Below are 19,168 nucleotides of genomic sequence, written 5' to 3' on the forward strand. Positions count from 1 at the left end.
ACTCCTTGATTCGTATTCTATTTGAGATTCCTTCGTCGCTCTAATTCAGCCGCACTCGGTTCTTCCGTTGCGAAAGATCCCGTCTTGACTTCGCCTGCGCGGCGGTAATTTGCAATCAACACTCCCGTAGGGGAAACAGAGGAGTTTGTAAGCTCGAACTCCCCTGGCTGAGTCCCGTCAGCGAAAAGGCGCTTCCCTTTGCCGAGCGTGATCGGAAAAATATAAAGGCGAATTTGGTCAACAAGATCGTTTCGAAGCAATGTTTGAATAAAGTCGCCGGACCCTTGAGTGAGCAGTATCGGGCCGTTTCCCTTCTTGAGTTCTTGCAAGGTTGCAACTGTATCTTTCCCGAGCCAATGGCTGTTTTGCCACGTCAAAGACTCAGGTCGATGTGTCGCCACAAATTTATTGCACGCATTGAAACGCTTGGCGATTTCCGAATTCATGTCTTCGACCTTGCTTTCGCTGGGGCTTTTTCCAATATAAGGCCAGTAAGCCGCAAAGATGTCGTAGGTTTTGCGCCCAAGTAGAAGATCGAAAGGTGAAGAGAAGATTTCGTCCAGAGAAGCGCCGAGCGTATCATCCCAATGAGGCGCCACCCATCCACCGAACTTGAAACCACCTGATGGGTCTTCATCGGGACCGCCGGGCGCTTGAATAACACCGTCAATACTCATGAATGCCGAAGTTACGATTTCTCTCACCGTACGCTCCCATTTTTTGGAATGATTTTGCGGATGAGAAAAATTGTAAGCGCCGTTTTTCGCCGGGGTCACTGAGATCTTTATTACAATGATGTTGGCTTGCTGCCATCTCGGAAACAAAGGCAGCGGATTTGTTTTTACACAAACTTTTTACCGCAAGAAAGTACAACTACTTACTTTGTCGAGCCAGCCATTCTGATTTCGTTAATTCCCATACTTCGCTCTCGGTGTATTCAGGACTTACAAACTTCGTGGGTTTAACGCCGATAAGTCGTGCGCCGGTTTTTTCTTTCACTCGACGCGACTTCTGATTGCCGCGTGCATTTGCGAAGACAAGCTTTTCGAAACCCAATTCATTAAAAGCATAGTCCATCACAGGCCCAACCGCTTCTGTCATGTAGCCTTTTCCCCAAAACGGTTTTCCCAGCCAGAAGCCGCGATGTTCAGGTCGACCTTGACGCCAAAGATGAACGGTCCCGATAAGCTCCTGGGGGTTCTTCTTTTCGAAAATCCCCCAGAGCCATTGATCTATACCTAGATGCGGAAAAATCATTTCTTCTAAAAACTGGCGCACGCCATTCTGTGGATAAGGCCACGGCACCGCCGCAGAAAGATGACTGATGACTTCGTAGTCTATGAAATACTTTTCGTAGGAAGGAATGTCTTCATATCGAACTTCACGAAGGATCAGTCTTTCTGTTTCGAAGGTGGGGATTTTTTCCATATCAAACCTAACTGTATTTTAATTTCTTAGACTTTCTTGCCAGTAGGAACTTTTCTTTTCCCGGCAACTCGGAGTAAGCGCTGAAACTGAGGACACTCCATATGATTCTGTGCCGAGCACTTTGCCACATGGAGTAGAGTATTACGAACTGCCGTGAGTTTGCGAATGCTTTTTTCCATCTCATCGGCTTTCTCAAATAAAAACCCTCTATTCACTTGAAGTTTGCCTTCGGGAGTAAACATCGAGGCAATATCTTCTAGACTCAGTCCCGCATGTCTTCCCAATGCGATGAACTCCAGTTGTTGTAAGACATGAGAGTTGAATAACCTTCTAAGACCATGACGCCCTGTTGATCGGATCAAACCCTTCTCTTCATAATAGCGAAGCGTCGATGGAGGCACACCTGTCAGGCGAACAACCTCTCCGATGTCGAGCGTTTTATTTATAGAATTCGCTTTCATATTTAACCTCACCTCAACCTAGCTTGAGGTCTCAGGCTAAGCCAAACATCCTTAAAAACCAATAAATAATTCATTCTTTGGCAAACTCCCCTTGAATTAAAGTCGACTTGAAGTTGCACACTGATTTCATGGAATCACGTTTCAAACTCAACATGTTAATAGGAACTCTGGCATTATCAGCTCTTCTGGTCTCGTCCGGTACGAGCATGGCCAATCTTGCTTTGCCAGCTATCTCTGCTGAATTCTCGCTTTCGTTTTCGGCAGCACGATGGATTGTTCTTTCTTACTTGCTAGCCATCACATTATTGAGTCTTGTTGTCGGCAGAGTCGGAGACATCAATGGACGACGAAACATTCTTCTTTGGGGTCTCGCCCTGTTTAACTTGGGAACGATTGCTTCTTCTTTTTCGTTTTCGCTCCCTGTTTTGCTTATCAGTCGAGTTCTACAAGGAGTTGGCGCCGCCGCTCTTGCAGTCCTTCCGATCGCTATCGTGACAGATGTCTTATCCAAGCAGAAAATGGGTCGAGCTCTGGGGTTTCTTGCCACCATGTCAGCCATAGGAACCGCAACAGGCCCGTCGATCGGAGGCATTTTAATAGCGGAGTTTGGTTGGCGTTCCGTTTTCTCTGCACTGACTGCACTTGGAGTCTTCACTCTTTTATTGGCTCTCAAATTCGTTCGGTTGAATGAACACTCAAGTCATCTCGATCAGCACGGTCATTTTATCGACTCGATTAGGGCGTTCTACTCGGACTCTTCTGTAAGAGTGCATCTTTTTTCAAACCTCGCCATTTCCGCCGTCATGGTTTCAACTTTGATCGTCGGGCCCTTTTATTTAACCCATGTTCTTCATCTTGATCCCCGCCATATGGGACTTGTGATGTCGGCAGGTCCCATAACTTCGATTCTTTCTGGAACCGTTGCTGGTTATGCAGTGGATCGCTTTGGCTGTCGCCTCGTTATTAAAATCGGATTTGTGCAGGCGTTAGTTGGAACTATCTCATTTATATTCTTGCCCAAATATTTTGGCTCTTTGGGGTTTGTGCTTTCGGCAATTCTGCTAAGTTCTGGCTATCAGCTTTTTCTATCCGCGAATTCAAACAGCTTCATGAAAAACTCTCGCGCTGAACATCGCGGAGTCGCAGCCGGAGCTTTAAATCTCTCACGCAACCTGGGACTTATCAGCGGAACCTATTTGATAGGTGGCATTTTTTCGCACCCGACTGAAAAAACTATTTCAGACGGGTTCCAAGTAACGTTTTCAGTCGCGGCATTCTTGATCGCATTTATGTTAATCAGCCAACTCAAACATCAAAAAAGGAGAACTTATGGAAAAAGATTCGTTAACTAAATTTATCGAAGAACTTCGTCAGGTCTGGGGGCCATTGGATTCGAAACTTGCAGCGAAAGCACAAGCTCTGATGAATGAGCTTGTACGAGCACCAGTCACTGAACCCTGGCTTGCCGATCTTCAGGAAGACTTTGCTGAAAGTCGCGAGCTGTATCATGACCCCGAGCATGGATTCATTCTCATAGCGCACACAGAACATGAAGGGTTGTATAGACATCCGCACAATCATGGAGACGGATGGGTTATCTATGCCGTCCAACGAGGCGAAATGGAGATGGGAACTTACGCACACATCAAGCGACAAGACGGCGCCGCTGTAGTTCAACGCGAGAAGTACCGCATGAAAGCTGGCGAGAGTCGAGTTTACTTACCCGGCGACATCCACGACACAAAGTGCATTTCGGATTCGGTCTTAATGTTTCGTCTGACAAGCTGTGATCTTAAGACGGAACTGCAAGCGAAGAGGATGCGCCGGTATACTGAAGGTTCATGAAGAGATTTTATTTCTTCAAATACTCCGTCAACTGCTGAACCACGATGCCCCAGCCTTCATGAAAGCCCATTTGCTCATGGACCTTACGGCCTTCTTCGTCTTGGTGTATCGCGATGGCAGTGTACTTGGTACCTTCTGGATGCTTTTCCAGAAGCAGAACGGCTGTGAACATTAAATCGTGCGGACTCTGCGGCTTTGGTGAAGGTCTAAAGCCTGGCTGCAGAGCCGTCGTCCAAACAAGTTTTTCATAAGGGACGAGTTCTAAAAAACATCCTGTACTTGGGAACTTTTGTCCTTCAGGGCTTTGCATGACGGAAAAGAATTTTCCACCAGGGCGCAAATCCATTTCGCACTCAACAGTTTGCCAAGGCTTCGGACAAAACCATTCTTTAATTCCAACTGGGTCCGTCCACGCTTTGTAGATTTGCTCGGGAGTTGCGGGAACGATTTTTTCTAGCACAAGATCAAGTTTTGGATCGACTTTGATATTCATAGTTACTCCTTATTAGTTAGGGAAAGACTTGTCTAAGGCGGGAGTCACGCAAATAAAGACCCAGCCAGATAAAAGCAGCAATATACAGAGGAAAAAGCGTGTGCGAGAAAAGTGGATTGCTGACACGCACGTGGCTTGCGATAGCTCCACCTAAATATCCTGTAAGAAGAACCGCACCAAGAAGCGACGTCTTTGGAATGGCGTAAAGAAGAGTGCAAATCAAAAGAATGGTTCCTACCGTCGGCATAAGCTCCATCGGCCACTGCAATGCAGCCCCGGCTTCTAGAGCTTCCGGTGGAAGCTTATCCATAAAAAATTTAATGGTGCCATCGAACAATAAAAAGGCGATCGCCAAACCGCTTAAGATTCTACCCATCCATATTGCTTTTGAGGTCATGTAAGCTCCTTTTTGTGTGTCTTTATCGGTATTATTACATATCACTTGATATGTTTAGAAGTAAATTTTAAGTGTGTTTCAGCTTTAATAAAGTAATATCCATGGACAATTTACATATCAGTTGATATATTTGATTTGATGGCTAAACGTATTGCAAGAGATCCAGAAAAAACACGTGCCCAGATATTGAATGCCTCATTTATGGAAATCTATAGCCGGGGCTTTAATGGTGTTGGCGTGCGCGAACTGGCTGCCAAGGCCGATGTCACAATCGGGGCCTTCTTCCACTACTTCCCCACAAAAAACCACGTCGGCTATGCCATTGTCGATGAAATCATCCACACGGGAATTCTGGACCGTTGGATTAAGCCGCTGAACGCTTACAAGAATCCGATTCAAGGCATCTTGAAATGTTTTAAGAACACTTTTGATAACTGGCCGGATGAATACGTAGCCCTTGGATGTCCGTTGAATAATCTCACTCAAGAAATGGCGGGCTCGGATGAACTCTTCAAACAAAAGACTCGCGCCGTTTTAGAAGATTGGATCGCCAAAACCCGCGAGCACCTGAAGCGCGCCCAGCAAACCGGCTACTTGCGTAAGAACGTGAACACCCAGGAACTCGCGGAATATATAGTGACGTTTCAAGAGGGCACGTTCGCGATGGGTAAGGCGTTGAACGATCGTCGTATCTTTGATTCGATGTACAACTCGCTGAAGCAGCATCTTGAGGCCTTGATTTCTTGAGAAGTTCTTTAAAGTAATATTTTTTGGAGCCTCAGCTACTATTACTTAAATAATCGGAAGGAATGGGGCTCGGGCCGTCCTGCCCCTCGGCGCTTCGCGCTGCCTTCGGCACCCCAAAAATGCCGTCATGGCATTTTTGTGAATCCCCTGAACACTTTGAGTTCAATCACTCCACATCGAGCAAATTAGAAAATAAAAAACCACCTTGCGGTGGTTCTTTATTTTCTAATTTGGTGGAGGCGCCGGTGGCTCAGCTAACCCTAAATAAACACATCGGTTTTTTATCTTTGCCCAGAGAAGTGTCCAGAATTATGCACCCACTAGGGAGTAGGTTTGATTAGGACGCGATAAATCAATGTTATACTAGAACCGAATTCTTGTTCTGGACCCTTTGCCTTCCGGTACAAAACCATTTTGTCTCATCCAAAGAAGAGCCTTCCTTAGTCTTTCCGGCGGGAATAGCTTTTTTCGTTCACTCCATTTGTCCCTAAACTCTGCCACGATCTGATCATCGGTCGGATTTTGCTTTTGCAGAAGCAGATCATTCCAACAAGCAAAGAGTGTCGCTACTATTTCCGTCTGAATCGAATTTAAGTTTGTGAGAATTTCAAGTTTGGAATGTACCTCGTCCCAAGACTTTCCTAGTCTTTGCCTAATATAGTTTGAACCTAAAGAGATTTTGTCTGCCTTACTGTAGGTGATTAGTTTTTTATTTTTTCGAAGTTTTGTTTCAGAAGTTTTAAATAAGCCTTCTTTGACACCCAATGCTTCTATTCCAAAAGATTTGCCGTAAATCGCCTGCAAGGCAACAGGACCCGCTGCCTCTCTGTAGTATTCTGTCTTCAAGTCCAATGGTGATGATTGATCCAGTAGATAAAATACTTTTGCGAGCTTTACCCGGCCTAGCCTTTGTTTCTCATGCGCATCAACAATTAGACAACCGAGCCCCAGACGGTCTCTAATGTGAGTCTGAATAGAAGTGTCATTAAAGATTTGAGGCGGCTCATTGGCTTCCATATAACCAGCGAAGCTAATCGATTGCCACCCTCCAAGCTCACTGAGCATCGAATCTAAGGCGCTGACTTTCTCTACAACAAGATTTATATGAGTTAGCACTTTTTGAAAGTCCCTAATGGAGTCGCTGGTCAGGGCCAAAGACTTTCTTTCCTTGAGCCATTTTTCGCAAACTTGATATCCCCCGACTGAATACTGCCAGACACTTGCTGGGACCCCTTCAAAGTACTGCTTTTTGTTGATGTAGATTCTGTTTTCCTCATATGACACTTTTTGAATTTTCCCGCTGCCCTCAATCGGAAATTTTCCAATGTATTGTGCACGTCCGACGACGTCTCGAAGACTTACCAAATCAGTTAACGCTCGACCAAACTCAACTATCTTCCAGAATGTTTCCCTGTCTTTAGGGAGAGGAATTCTAGGAAACTCAATTTTCAACCAATCCCAGTAGAGGGAGCGGTACTCGCTAGAATTTAGAACAGCGAATACATAATTCATTACATCAGCGACCCCGCAGGTTGTATCAGCGCCGGTCGTATCATTTACAAGCTCAACACCTATCGCGGTTCTTAAGACCTTCGCGAATTTTGCACTTATGTTCGGTACTCGCTCGGCATGCCCATTTTCATTGAATTTCGGATCTAACAATTGAGCTTCGTCCTCGGAAAGATCCCAATACTCATAAAGAAATCCCGGATAAATTCTGTCTGACACGTGATGATTGGTTACCAAGTTGATGTCTGCCAAGCCGTTGACAAACGAAACGTGGCGAAATCCGTCGTCTACTGTTTGTCTATAAGTTACTACCCCAAGATTTTCATTTAGGAAGTGCCTCATGACTTTGTCCCGAGCCCTTCCAAGCGCTTGCGGGTCGTAATAAATATACCTTCTGTCAAACGGCCGAAACCAATACGGACGGATATTCTCTCTGGAGTATTCGAGGTCCTCCAGTTTTTTAACCGACCAACCTGGTGACTCATAGAGCGGAAAACGATCATGCAATGAAGCGTCAGTGGGATCTTCTAAAATCTCTTCCCACCGTTCCGCAAGTGCTTCCGCTGAGTCATCTACAAAGAGCGGATCTCGCTTAGTTTGAATACCAGAACTACCCACCACGAATATTTCATCTACAGAAGGAAATTTAGTGTAGTCGCTTTCGCTATCATGCGTGGTTGGTACAAAAAAGAAATACTTTTCGTCCAGCTCAATCGGTGTCCACTCAATAGACTTCCAGCTATTTGCATCCAAATAATCGTATTTCTCTTGTTTACTACCCCAGGCTTCGTGATGAAAGACTCGACCGTACTTTCCTGTTTTAGTACCGTTTCTGACCAACAAATTTATTGAAACACCTTGCTTAATCTCGAATACGTTTTCGTCTTTTCTACCGTCAGGAGTTTCGGTGGCTTTAACTGAATTCCCATGTAGGTCAAAGACGTAGATCTCATCGAATGACTCTAGCAAGCTCTCTCTCATTCTCCGATGCGTGATTCCCTCAATAAAACTGTGGTTTGTGATCATTGCGATTGCGCCTTGGCCCGTCTGTTCAATTCGCCATTGCGCAAACTTAATGAATTTGATGTAGTCGTCGTCCAAATTCAATTTTTTTTCGTTTAAGCCGGTTTTATAGTCCTTAATGAGCTCGTTAATCCAATCGCTTCTGTTTTGAGAGCTTACTGCGTAGGGAGGGTTACCCATTACGACCATAACAGGAGCACTCTTCTTCACTGCGTTTGCGGCGGTAGCCTCTTCGGACAACCATCTTGCAAAAGGGAACAACTGACCCGTGGCTTTGGGCTCATCAAGAGTATTAGTCAGATAGATATTTAATCGCTCTTCTTCTGAAGCTTCTTGTGAGAACACCTCTGTTTCGATTCCCAGCTTCATATGTGCCAGAATATACGGTGTCATTAAGAACTCAAATCCGAAGAACCTAGGTATCACGTTCTTCTTCAGATAGTCTGGCCAGAGGCCCTCGTTACCTTCAAATTGCTTTTTTAAAAATTTGAACGACTCATTCAAAAATGTTCCAGTCCCGGTCGCAGGATCGAGAATTGTAACGCGATGATACTCTTTCGGCGTTTCGTTCTGAACAAGTGTCAGCTTTGTGTCGTCAGCAAGGCCATCAATTATTTCGAATTTTTCCTTTAGTAGCTGGTCGACACTTCTCACGATGAAGTTAACGATAGGAACGGGAGTGTAGTAAACACCACGGCTCTTTCGTGAGTCAGAGTCGTAAGCATTTAGGAAGGTTTCGTAGAAGTGAATGATTGGATCAGCAGTATTTTGCCCCTGGCGAAAATCTTCAGCCAGTGCATTGAAGTCTACTCGGTTCATTAGGTTGACAAGGTCTTCGACAACCCAGACTACGCGGTCCTCAAGATCGGGTCCCGCAAGGTTTAAGAAAATTCGCCTCAAAAATGGATTACTTCTCGGTATTGCGTAGGAAGCGGTTTCTCTCTGCAAAATACTGTTCGTCATGTTTAGGCGAGCAGTAAAAAGTCCGTATGGAAGCGTTTGTGCATAGAGATCAGAAAACTCATCTTCATCCAAAGTAGGTAACAAGATTGTTCTGAAGCTTGAAAGCTGATGGAATAAGTTTCCTCCTTTATCTGCGTCTTTAAGAGCCTTTTTAATGCCATACCGAATTAGCTGAGCCAGACCTGCCATCCGCGTTGCAAGTGCCGACGAGGATGTGATGATGGGCAATCGAACTCTTAGAAAGGCATCGAGGACGGACTTTGAGTCCTCAATCATTTCTTTGCTTTGCATCAACTTTTTGTTTTTGAGTTCTGCGATACTAAATCTGTCTCTAAGAGAGCCCTCTACATACCATCGGAACTCTAAGTAGTTAGTGACGATGAGATTTGGCAGCGCCTTTTTGTATCGAACAATCTGTTCTGATTCTTCTAGATCGTCTAAATCCGCGCCCAAGTCTTTGGTTTCAATGTGCCCGAGCGGCAAACCACTTTCTGACAAGAGAATGTCCGGCGCCCCACAGTTAACTCGTCGAGGCTCATTTGTAATTTCAAATTCCTCGCTTGAGATCTCTTTAAGGAACTGAATTAGTGCTGGTCTGTATGTGTGTTCAGTTGCAACACCAGACTTAAAGTGTTTCTGAACCTCTGAAATGTAGGTGCGAAATGCTGCATCTTCCATGATGTTGTTGTCGAATCATCCTGACTCGAACGTCCCTCATAAACTAGAATATACAAAGGAGCTTTATGTTGGCAGACCTATCCGAAAAGCTGGTCGTTACTACGTCGACGAAAGTTCTGAAACTAGGATTCTCTACCGACAACTTTTAGGCTGAACATCCAGCTCAATAATACATCCAGCACTTAGGTCCGTTTTTGGAGTATATTAACTTGTTAGCCTTTAGAAAGTTGAGACATCAATTTTCGCTACGAATACCACGTTAATATATGGATTGAAAATGTCATGTCTATCCCATGCGCCCGAAATTATTGCCGAAGGATCTTTTCCGAATTTTTATTACACGCAAAAGCGCATGCAGTTGGCTGCGGTATATTCAATTCGGATTAGAGTGTAATAAGTTGTATTACCTCGATGTACTACCGCGATCCTTCAATGGCAAATCGGCGGATCAAAGGTTGTGCCCCCTCCCATGTCCCCGTTGAGCTGCCTATCTAGTTCGTTTTAGATAGCTATCTTTATGAAATGGCGAAATGAGATCTTGAACTATTTTAAAACCGGTATTACTAACGCAAGAACAGAAGGTTTTAACAATGTAGCAAAGCTAGTACAGAAGCGAGCTTACGGCGTTAAGAGCTTTGAAATGTATAGACTCAGATACCTAAATGCTTGTGCTTAAATGACTTTTTGAAATTGCCCACCATGGAGCGAGTAGAACCGTAGAACCTGAGTCTTTATTAAAACTCACCCAGTTCGATTTTACGGTAACCGGAAATTGGTGGAGGCGGGGGGAATTGAACCCCCGTCCGCAAGTGATCCGCGATAAGGCGCTACATACTTAGTCAGTGTTTTAGTTTGTTCAGCCAGCTTCCACTAACAAAATCAGACTGAACACTCCCCCAGTAAATTTAAGCGAGTCTGCTGGAGAAAACCCAACTCACCGAGGTCCCTAAATGACGATCAATCCAAGCGCGGAACCACCGCAAGGTTGATCGTGCGAGCTAATTAAGCTGCAAGTGCGTAATCGTTGCCAATTACAAAATGCACGTTTTTATCGAGGTCCTCATGCGCCCCGGTATGCTCCTTATGTTTCAGCACCCACGTCGAAGCCAGTACGCCCCCATATGTGTGATTAACAATTGGATTTTTCATTCTCTCACAAGAAGCGAGAAATTGAAAATCGATTATCCTTTCCGATTTCACCCCTCACATTCAATGATTAAATTTTTAATGACGCAGAAGTTTCCACTTGCTGAGGTTACACGATCTTAACGAGTTCCTGACTTAAGCACGGGTCAAAACGCACCAAAAGGTCGAGATATCCACCATTTATAGGCCTATTCCACAGAGTTATCCACAGTGCTGCCTAAAAAATGGGGCTGAAATGACACTAAAATTTAAGATTCTTAAATTTTCACGAGGGGCTATCACGTTTAATGATAGCCCCATTATTAAGCAGAATTAACGGAAAAGGTCCGCTGCGGAGGCCGCAGTGGCCGCGAGTGAGCTCACATTTGAGCGGGGATCTTTAGCATTAGGATCTTGCGGTTTCGCGTTCATCGCAGGAGTTTCTGCAACGACAGTCGCTGGTGCAGCAGGAGCTGCTTCGACCGGTGTTTCAACGATCGCTGTCTCGGGAGCCACATCCAAAGACGGTTTGATCACAGTTTCTTTCGCAAGATTTTCAACCGCGTTTGTGACAGGGAAAAGTTGGATGTTGAGTTGGTAGACTCTCTCCCCTTTTCCTTTCATGCGCGCGATAGAGTTGTCTTTGTGAAGACCTTTTCTCATCTGACGAAGTTTGAATTTGATTTCTTCGAACTCCGCTTTCGTCAATGACATCGTCAACGTTCCAAATTCACGGTCTGTCGGTTGATCTTGATACAAAGACTCAAGACCCAAGTACATCAATTGCGATTGTAACTTACGAACAAGAGCAACGGGGATATCTTCCGGAGACTCAATCAAGCTGCGGTTCTTTTTAAGCTCGCCCGTCACTTCGTCACGACGAAGTTCGCCAGAGTTGATCAATGTCGTTAAGGCAGTATCGATCTCGTCTTCAGAAGCTTTTCCACGCAAAAGATTTTTCAAGGAAGCTGTGTCGAAGCTCACACCCTCTTGATCGATCATAGCGTAGATAATCCACGCCACCCAGTTTGGAACTTTCTCCCAAGTCTTGCGATCGATCTCGCCAGATTTCAATTTGCCAGCGACACGATGCTCGCTCAATTTCTTGAGGTACATATTGCGTTCAGCTGGATCTGTTGCTTGCGTGAAGTTCACGAGCAAACGGAATTCCTCCGTTTGTTCTTTCATGAAGCCCAAAGCTTTACCGAATTTGCCGATCATATCATCAGAAAGATTTCTTTTTCCTTCGATGATCATTTTCAAATAGTTCGGAGATTTGATATTCGCCGCTGCAGAGAAAACCGCATAGTTATAAGCTCTTAAAGAGCCTTTCGAAGCTTTGCGTTTGTATTGATAGAAATCCGCCAAAAACTGGCGATAGTTCATATAATCAGAAAGTACGGGCGGAACGAGCGAACCCATTGAAATTTCTTTGCCTTTGCTAAACTCAGGATGATTGTTTTGCATAGAAATCAGTTCTCCTTTGCACCCAAATAGTTCACCTGATTTAAATCGGCAAAACAAGCGTAATTGGTGCAAAGACCCTTAACTTATTGCAAGGCATAAAAAAAGAGGCTCCATCAAGGAGCCTCTTTTGCAGTCGTCGAGTTTGTTTTTACTATTAGTAGCGAGACAAGCGCAGAGTCACCCCGCGAATGTCGAGATCTCCGCGAGAAATCAACACGATGCTATCAGCACCCTGACCGAGCACGTTATTTTGTGGGCGCACAGTGTATCGCTGACCGTACGGGCTCACTTGAATTGTCGGAGTTTGATTGAAACCGTTAATCAAAACATCCAGCAAAGCGACGTTGTAAACAGCGCTCGCATCGATTTCGATCGCTTGGATTTTATAACCACGGTAGCGATACATATCGATGTATTGAGTTAGATCAAGACGATCGTTTCCATACAAACGAGTGGAAACATAAAGAGGCACTTCTTCTCCACGATCCGGTCTGCCAGGACGGCCGGGACGATCAGGGCGACCTGGGCGGCCTCCACCATCATCACGAAGATTGATTGTCACAGATTGAATATCTACAACACCACGAACATCCAATTGCAATGAGCGGAAGTCTTCACCGATCACAGCACGATATTGCGGGCGCAGAAGAACTGTTCTTTGCGGAGAGTAAACGCTTTCTTCAACTCGGCCATCTGTAAGAAGAGCCAGTTCTGCACGAGGACCTGCGCCGCGAATTTCAATAATCACAGATTCAACTGTATAGCCACGATAGTTTTCGCCGATGCCTGCCAATTGGCGAAGGGCCAATGTTTCGTTTGAAACGCGACGGCTTAAATAAATAACTTTTTGCTCTTGGCGGCCACTGCCATTTCCAAAGTCGTCTCCAGGATATGGAGGCAACGGTTCTTGTGGTCTTGGAATTGGCGCTGGGCCTCGATCGCCCGGAATAATATAAGCTTCAGCGGCTAAAGAAGTCAGAGTGATGACAGCAAAAGCGGCTAAGATACTATTTTTTAGAGTCATTATGTCCCCCAAGGTTCTTTGGTGATTCCCCATCCTCCCCTAAAGCAACTCGCATACCAAAGCATTTTGGGCCATTTCGACACCGAACTGGTATTAGCACAAATAAAAAAGGGACCGCGGCTTGGAGGTTCCGCGATCCCTAAGAAAGGAACAGTACAACTATGATGTCTTAAATATTACTTCAAATTATCGTCAGTGAGATCAACGATTGGTTTGATCTTTCTCATAAACGTGATAGCGAACTGATCTTGCGCATAAGCACCACGTTTCCTCATTTTCAATGCGATACGAACTTGTCCTAAACCGTTGTTAGCGATCAAACGAGCTTCGCCAATGTAGTTTGCATAGTTCAATCTTGTGTTATCCAAAGAGATCAAATCCAAAGTGTCTTCTTGATCTTTAGCAATACGAGAAAGGTTGATATTCACGCCTGTTCCCGCTTCCGGAGCCAAAAGAGGTCCCGCAAAAGCAAGAAGCTCACGATTCACACCTTTCATCGCCACGTTAAATCCAGAGCGACCGTTAACAACTTCCCATGAAGAGATTTTTGAAGTCTTCACTTTGTTATCAACATCCAATCTTTGGATCGTGCTCAACATGAATTCTTGCAACAACAAGAACTCTGGGTTGTCTGTGTGTTTGCCTGCTGCCGGTAAGTGGAAGTACAGGTCTGCCGCAGAATTTCTGAAAACCAAGTTAATGATTGCGCTTGCAGGAGAAGAACCGATTTTGACTCTTACGAAAGTCGTTTCACAACCGCCGTCAAGATCCAAACATTTCAAAGTACCTTCGATAGCGCGAGTGCCTGTTGATCTTTCGCCGTTACCTGCGCGAACAGATCTCAACGGAGAAGCATAACCCTCAGAGCCATTTGCGCCCGCAAGATTATAAACCTTCTGAGAACCACCCTCTTGAACTTTCAAAGTCACAACAGCGTCACCAGACAAACCGTCAACGCTCAACTTTGCGGAAACAACAGAAGCTGCTGCATCCAAATTCAAACGACGAGTTTCATAACTGACTTTTTCGTTACGAGCTCTCAAATAGTTCAAAAGATTGTCTGTGGAAGAAGATGTATAAACCAAACCGTCTTCAGTCACAGCACCCGTCATACGCTTCGTCAAATTATCACGCGTTACGTTCGCTGCATCGTTCGTACGATAATCAGGAGGCAATTGTGTCAAACCGCCTGGAGCGGGACGAGTATCCACAACCGGTGGAGTCGTTGGTCGTGCCGGTTCAGAAACAACAGGACCTGGAGCTGGAGGAGCTGGTGGAACTTGCGTACCAGGTTTTGGTTGCTGCGTTTTCGGAGCATCCGGTTTTTTACCAGGAGTCGGAGCTGGTTTCGTTGGCTTACTAGGCTCAGGAATTGGCTCTGGAAGAGGTGGATTGTAGTCAGAATCTCCTTGAGCATTAGGATCAGGAAGACCTCCGCCGATAGATCCGCTTGTATCATCTGTTTTTTGTGTTGGATTCGGTTGAGTGACTGTTTGGTCAGAAGTTTGACCAGGAGCCGGTTGTTCAATTAAATCTTTTTTCTTTCCACACGCTGAAAGACCGAGAGTCGCGACAAGCGCAGCCGTGATCATCGTGTGCTTATGAAGCATAGGTAGCATTAGAAACCTCCAAGTATTCTATCGCTGGACCATTAAGCAAGCCTTGGGCCAGAATTCGTCACCCCTCATCAGGGCTTGTATTGCAATACAGTTACGATTTAGACTCTGTTCTGGAAGGAATTACATGCCTGTACAACAATTCGGCGAGCTCTTGAGCAACCCCAAAAAACTGACTCAACATATTCTTAAAGTGTTCTTTTGCGCACTTGTCTTGGCTATTTTGGCGATGCTCTTTATTGATCAGCCGCTCTCTGCTTATTTTGCAGAGAAAGAAGTGAAAGATCTTTACTGGGCCTGGGCGCGCATTCTGACCGACATTGGTTTGTCAGAGTATTATTTCATTCTCGCTTTGGGCACGTGGGCTTTTACGAAGTGGATTGCTCCTTTAATCACGGCTTTTAAAAAACATCCCAACAAGGTCGACTACTATCGCCGCTGGGGACTTAATTTCTTTGTCGCTCTTCTTGTCTGTGGAGCGATGACTCACATTATTAAATTCCTCGCAGGCCGCCAAAGACCTCACAAGTCGCCTGACTTTGATCCTTACGTTTTCAATCCATTCACAACGCATTGGCACTGGCATTCATTCTCTTCTGGCCACTCGCAGGTGATCTTCACCGCAGCAACGATGATGAGTGTGGCTTTCCCGCGCTTTCGCTGGTTCTGGATTCCTTTCGCAATGTTGATTTGTGCCACTCGCGTTGTGGTTCATGACCACTTCCTCAGCGACATTATTATGGGCGCGGCCGTTGGTTATATCGGAACATTGCTCGCACTGCAGCTCATGCGCAAAAAGACCAAGAACGGACTTTATCCTTAATTTTGCTCTGACAAAAATTCGACGAGGTATTGGGATTCTTTTAAAGACTTCATGATCTCTTTATAATTCCCAATATGCGTTTCGACGAGCGACCAGAATTTGTTGGAGTGATCCATATGCTGCAAATGCGCTAGCTCATGGACGATGACGTAGTCAATGATCTCTTGAGCAAACACAATCAGACGCCAGTTCAAGTTGATACTCTTTTTAGAAGAGCAACTTCCCCATCGTGTGCGCTGTTCACGGAATTTCACCTGCGACGGGCGCAGGCCCATCTGTGCTGACCAGTATTCCAGGCGTTCGCTTAAAAAAGTTACGGCTTCGCGTTTGTAAAAGTGACGTATTTCTTTCAGCGCTGTGGGATGTTCTTCGAGCAGAGAATTCGCACTCCACTGGTTGCGTGGAATGTGTAAAAGAAGATTTTCCTCTGTCACCGAAACAAATGGTTTTTTATTAAGTGTGATAACGACCTTGAGTTTTCTTTCTTTACCTAGAAACGGAAAATTCTCGTAAGCCTTGATCTTTTTATCCGGAAACCTCTCTGCGATTTCAGAGAACTTGAGGAAGTTCTTTTCGATCCAGTCTTTTTTCGCCATCAGGAAGTCGACGATGACTTTTTGCGAAGTGCTTTTCGCAGCGACGACTTTGATCGGTTTATTGGGATAAAGATAAATAGATACCGAGCGGCGAAAATTTCGTCGGTGTACTTCCACAGGCCATTTTGCGAAGAGAAAGGTTTCTTTGCCGCTCATTGCAGTCAGAGAATGACTTAACCGGAAAAAACTGGCAAGTTGGAAGAATGGATAAAACCTCTTCTTTCTATAACCTCGATCCGGAAAAAGTTCTGCAAGCCGCAGAAAATGCCGGGTTTTATCCTACGGGCGAATTCACGCAGCTCAATTCCTATGAAAATCGTGTTTTTGATATTCGCTTGGAACAACCTCTTGATCCGAGCAGTTACACTAAAAACGTGATTGCCAAGTTTTACCGCCCGCAAAGATGGAGCAAAGAAGCTATTCTGGAAGAACATGAGTTTCTTCTTTCTTTGAAGGCGGAGGGCATTCCCGCGGTGGCTCCTCTTTTTCAAGGCCACGACACGACGGTGTTTGAAGCCGACGGAATGTATGTCGCTTTCTTTCCCAAAGTCTTAGGACGCATGCCACAAGAGTTTTTAGAAGGTGAACTTAAAAAGGTCGGCCGCTTAATGGCGCAAGTTCACAACGTCGGCGCAAAAAAACGCGCGCCTCACCGTCCGGTTTTAGATACGACCTATTATGGCGGCTGGAACACTTTGGACAATCTACAAGATTGGATTACGCCTGAATTGCGTGAACGCTACACGATCGCAGCGGAAGATATCTTGTTTGCGATCGACGATCTTTTCGATCCTTCCGAATTCATTCGTATTCACGGCGACTGTCACAAAGGAAATTTACTCAATAATGGCAAAGAATTTTTCCTCGTGGATTTCGACGATTTCGTCAATGGTCCCGTGATTCAGGATTTCTGGATGCTCCTTTCAGGGGACGCCGATCGTCTTGACGAAGAAAAATTCCAAATCATCGAAGGCTATGAAGAACTGCGCGAGTTTCCTGATCATCAGTGGTCTTGGATTCCTCTTTTAAGAGGTTTGCGTATTATTTCCTATGCAGGGTGGATTGCGAAACGCTGGGACGACCCAAGCTTCCCGCGCCTTTTCCCAGAGTTCAACACGTTCCGATATTGGGCTGAAGAAGTCGAAGCTCTTGAAAAAATCGCGTGGCAAATCCGGTAGTGGGAAAAAGGTACCTTTTTCTTAAGGATGTCTTAAGAACCACTCTGTGATGAGTTCCGGGGAATCATCGAGCCATTGATGGCCTGCTGTGGGATCAACAAAGTATTCCGCCTCGACGCCACGGCGTTTTAACTTTTCGTAATATGAAAGCATTGTTTCAACAGGAACGACTCTGTCATCTTCGCCGTGCAAGAAAAGAGTCGGTGGATGATTCTGTGGAATAACGTCAGGCACGAAACACAAAGGTCCTTTGCAATCTGCAAAAGAAGCCGATTCGATGGCCAATGCTTTGAACACGCCTGGGAAACTCACCGCCATACGACTGGAGTGGTAGCCTCCGCTAGAGATGCCCGTCGCATAAAGGCGTTGCATGTTTAATTTTCCGAAGCGCTTTGCTTTCATGTCTTTCAAGAGCTGCTGGATAAAATCAAAATCCTGGGATTTTTCGTAGTCGACACCGATGATGTTTGTCATCCACGCAACTCCGGCAATCGCGCGCGGGGCCACCACCGCAAAGCCACTGTCTAACAAAGATTGAATCAAACGAATTTCATTGTAACCGCCGAAAGGCAAAACTTTTTGGCGCGAGAATTCGACATCAAAGAAACTGCCTTGATAGATAATAACCGCGGGCCACCCCTCTTTGGGAGCTTTTCCCGCGGGAGTGGCATATCTAACAGCTCTTTTAAAATCAGAACCGGAAATTTCCAATTCACGAGAAGGACATGTGATGCGATCCAGAGGACCGGAAACTTCACACAGAGATTTCGCCTGAGCTGAAATACTCAAAGCCACCATAGATACCAGTAAAACAAATCTTTGCATTGATTCCTCCTCGGGAATTCTGCGCCACTATAGTGGTGACTTCCCGAGCTGTCCTTACAAAGAGTTGACGGGTTCTGCGTCCTTTTGTCAAAAGAGGTCCCGAATTTCAAGGCCTCGTACGCAACATTACCATCTTTTCATGAGAATTCGTGGCTCTTAAATTCCCGTTGATGATTAAAATCTTCTTCATAGAATGCCTCCCACGTAAAGAGCGACAATAAAAAGAACTTGTACAAAGCCCCGCTGAAAGGCGGAAAGAGGTTCCGCGCCTCTAAAACGGATCTTGTATTTAGCTGCATAGAAATTCGCTGGAAATACGCAGACAAGAAAAGCAATGAGAACCCAAGCCGCATAGGGACGAGTCACCGGATTGATAAGATCAATCGCCCCGACAATTTCAATAACGCCTGTTAAATAAACCAGGAACATTTTCGCGGGAATCGCCGGTGGAATCATTTTAACGAATTCGTGTCTTAGCTTTGTGAAGTGACTAATGCCCGCAAAGAAAAAGACCATGATCATGATCCACAGGGGGACTTCTTTCCATTCTGCCAGAAGCCCGAAGGCTTTTGCGACTAGGGCCAAGGCGGAAAACACAATCAACATTCGATAAAAGGCATTTAAGCGTTTCATGTAACCAATGGTAACATTGATGTGACCATTGTAAACATAGACTACCGCAGCATGTTTCATTCAGAACTGCGCCGTGCTGACGAGCAAAGACAAGAACTGCACGACGCCGGAGAAAAAGCGTTTCTTCCGCTGGTTGAAATTTTAGGGGAAGGAATTAAAAACGGAACCTTCAAAAAAGAAGATCCCGTCATGGTAGCTCGCTCGGTTTGGTCCAGCGTGCATGGCTTTTCGATTCTGCTGCTCGATGGACAATTTCAAAGTCTTACTTCGAAAAACGCAGTTTCTGAGGCCGTTGACCTGCATCTCGCATTTATAGAACGGGCAGTTCTTAAATAGT

Annotated in this window: 19 protein-coding genes and 1 other RNA gene; 7 read left to right on the forward strand and 13 right to left on the reverse strand. The window is 45.3% G+C overall.

Going from position 1 to position 19,168, the window contains the following annotated elements:
- Positions 1-17: 17 nt before the first annotated feature.
- The 3 genes from QJS83_RS01915 to QJS83_RS01925 form a co-directional block, all read right to left on the reverse strand.
- Positions 18-704 (reverse strand): dihydrofolate reductase family protein, encoded by a 687-nt coding sequence (locus QJS83_RS01915; RefSeq protein ID WP_284607255.1) that lies wholly within the window; start codon positions 702-704, stop codon positions 18-20.
- A 169-nt stretch (positions 705-873) separates the two neighbouring features.
- On the reverse strand, positions 874-1,428 hold the full coding sequence (locus QJS83_RS01920) for a GNAT family N-acetyltransferase (protein ID WP_284607257.1): 555 nt from the start codon (positions 1,426-1,428) through the stop codon (positions 874-876).
- 26 nt (positions 1,429-1,454) lie between these two features.
- Entirely contained in the window at positions 1,455-1,889 is a 435-nt protein-coding gene (locus QJS83_RS01925; RefSeq protein WP_284607259.1) for a helix-turn-helix domain-containing protein, read from the reverse strand.
- A gap of 128 nt (positions 1,890-2,017) precedes the next feature.
- On the opposite strand from QJS83_RS01925, the gene QJS83_RS01930 reads away from it, so the two are divergent.
- Together QJS83_RS01930 and QJS83_RS01935 are read left to right on the forward strand one after the other, a co-directional pair.
- On the forward strand, positions 2,018-3,241 hold the full coding sequence (locus tag QJS83_RS01930) for an MFS transporter (protein WP_284607261.1): 1,224 nt from the start codon (positions 2,018-2,020) through the stop codon (positions 3,239-3,241).
- Entirely contained in the window at positions 3,219-3,734 is a 516-nt protein-coding gene (locus tag QJS83_RS01935) for a cupin domain-containing protein (protein ID WP_284607263.1), read from the forward strand. The genes QJS83_RS01930 and QJS83_RS01935 overlap by 23 nt, the downstream gene beginning before the upstream one ends.
- Positions 3,735-3,741: 7 nt before the next feature.
- On the opposite strand, the gene QJS83_RS01940 is transcribed toward QJS83_RS01935, so the two are convergent.
- Entirely contained in the window at positions 3,742-4,227 is a 486-nt protein-coding gene (locus QJS83_RS01940; RefSeq protein WP_284607265.1) for an SRPBCC family protein, read from the reverse strand.
- Positions 4,228-4,243: 16 nt separating this feature from the next.
- Positions 4,244-4,624, reverse strand: coding sequence for a DoxX family protein (locus QJS83_RS01945; protein ID WP_284607267.1), 381 nt, complete (start codon positions 4,622-4,624; stop codon positions 4,244-4,246).
- Positions 4,625-4,762: 138 nt separating this feature from the next.
- Here QJS83_RS01945 and QJS83_RS01950 point away from each other — a divergent pair, with 138 nt between their 5' ends.
- Positions 4,763-5,371: a TetR/AcrR family transcriptional regulator gene (locus QJS83_RS01950; protein ID WP_284607268.1), complete on the forward strand. Its 609-nt coding sequence runs from the start codon at positions 4,763-4,765 to the stop codon at positions 5,369-5,371.
- 363 nt (positions 5,372-5,734) lie between these two features.
- Here the strand turns inward: QJS83_RS01950 and QJS83_RS01955 are convergent, their stop codons facing one another.
- Positions 5,735-9,544, reverse strand: coding sequence for a type ISP restriction/modification enzyme (locus tag QJS83_RS01955; RefSeq protein WP_284607270.1), 3,810 nt, complete (start codon positions 9,542-9,544; stop codon positions 5,735-5,737).
- A gap of 517 nt (positions 9,545-10,061) precedes the next feature.
- Here QJS83_RS01955 and QJS83_RS17435 point away from each other — a divergent pair.
- Positions 10,062-10,220, forward strand: coding sequence for a transposase (locus QJS83_RS17435; protein ID WP_350159168.1), 159 nt, complete (start codon positions 10,062-10,064; stop codon positions 10,218-10,220).
- Positions 10,221-10,317: 97 nt separating this feature from the next.
- Here QJS83_RS17435 and ssrA read toward each other — a convergent pair.
- The 4 genes from ssrA to QJS83_RS01975 all read right to left on the reverse strand — a co-directional run bounded on the left by ssrA (position 10,318) and on the right by QJS83_RS01975 (position 14,779).
- Positions 10,318-10,663, reverse strand: a transfer-messenger RNA (tmRNA) gene (gene ssrA / locus QJS83_RS01960).
- 339 nt (positions 10,664-11,002) lie between these two features.
- Positions 11,003-12,136 carry a TIGR02147 family protein gene (locus QJS83_RS01965; RefSeq protein WP_284607272.1) on the reverse strand — a complete coding sequence of 378 codons (1,134 nt, stop codon included), beginning with the start codon at positions 12,134-12,136 and terminating at the stop codon, positions 11,003-11,005.
- A gap of 154 nt (positions 12,137-12,290) precedes the next feature.
- Positions 12,291-13,160, reverse strand: a complete 870-nt coding sequence (locus tag QJS83_RS01970) for a hypothetical protein (RefSeq protein WP_284607273.1) — start codon at positions 13,158-13,160, stop codon at positions 12,291-12,293.
- A gap of 176 nt (positions 13,161-13,336) precedes the next feature.
- Entirely contained in the window at positions 13,337-14,779 is a 1,443-nt protein-coding gene (locus QJS83_RS01975; RefSeq protein ID WP_284607274.1) for a proline-rich domain-containing protein, read from the reverse strand.
- Positions 14,780-14,903: 124 nt separating this feature from the next.
- On the opposite strand from QJS83_RS01975, the gene QJS83_RS01980 reads away from it, so the two are divergent.
- Complete coding sequence (locus QJS83_RS01980) at positions 14,904-15,599, forward strand: phosphatase PAP2 family protein (RefSeq protein ID WP_284607276.1); 696 nt, start codon at positions 14,904-14,906, stop codon at positions 15,597-15,599.
- Here QJS83_RS01980 and QJS83_RS01985 read toward each other — a convergent pair.
- Positions 15,596-16,351 (reverse strand): M48 family metallopeptidase, encoded by a 756-nt coding sequence (locus tag QJS83_RS01985; RefSeq protein ID WP_284607278.1) that lies wholly within the window; start codon positions 16,349-16,351, stop codon positions 15,596-15,598. The two genes, QJS83_RS01980 and QJS83_RS01985, sit on opposite strands and share 4 nt — an antisense overlap.
- Positions 16,352-16,398: 47 nt before the next feature.
- Between QJS83_RS01985 and QJS83_RS01990 the strand changes: the two genes are divergently transcribed.
- Entirely contained in the window at positions 16,399-17,373 is a 975-nt protein-coding gene (locus QJS83_RS01990) for a serine/threonine protein kinase (protein WP_284607279.1), read from the forward strand.
- 21 nt (positions 17,374-17,394) lie between these two features.
- On the opposite strand, the gene QJS83_RS01995 is transcribed toward QJS83_RS01990, so the two are convergent.
- A complete protein-coding gene (locus tag QJS83_RS01995) occupies positions 17,395-18,198 on the reverse strand; it encodes an extracellular medium-chain-length polyhydroxyalkanoate depolymerase (RefSeq protein WP_284607281.1) in 804 nt (267 codons plus the stop codon).
- 186 nt (positions 18,199-18,384) lie between these two features.
- Positions 18,385-18,891, reverse strand: coding sequence for a DoxX family protein (locus QJS83_RS02000; protein WP_284607282.1), 507 nt, complete (start codon positions 18,889-18,891; stop codon positions 18,385-18,387).
- Between QJS83_RS02000 and QJS83_RS02005 the strand changes: the two genes are divergently transcribed.
- Positions 18,883-19,167: a TetR-like C-terminal domain-containing protein gene (locus QJS83_RS02005; RefSeq protein WP_284607284.1), complete on the forward strand. Its 285-nt coding sequence runs from the start codon at positions 18,883-18,885 to the stop codon at positions 19,165-19,167. The two genes, QJS83_RS02000 and QJS83_RS02005, sit on opposite strands and share 9 nt — an antisense overlap.
- The last annotated feature ends 1 nt before the right edge of the window (position 19,168 follow it).

This window comes from Bdellovibrio sp. 22V (assembly GCF_030169785.1).
In the GTDB taxonomy this organism is placed as follows: Bacteria; Bdellovibrionota; Bdellovibrionia; order Bdellovibrionales; family Bdellovibrionaceae; genus Bdellovibrio.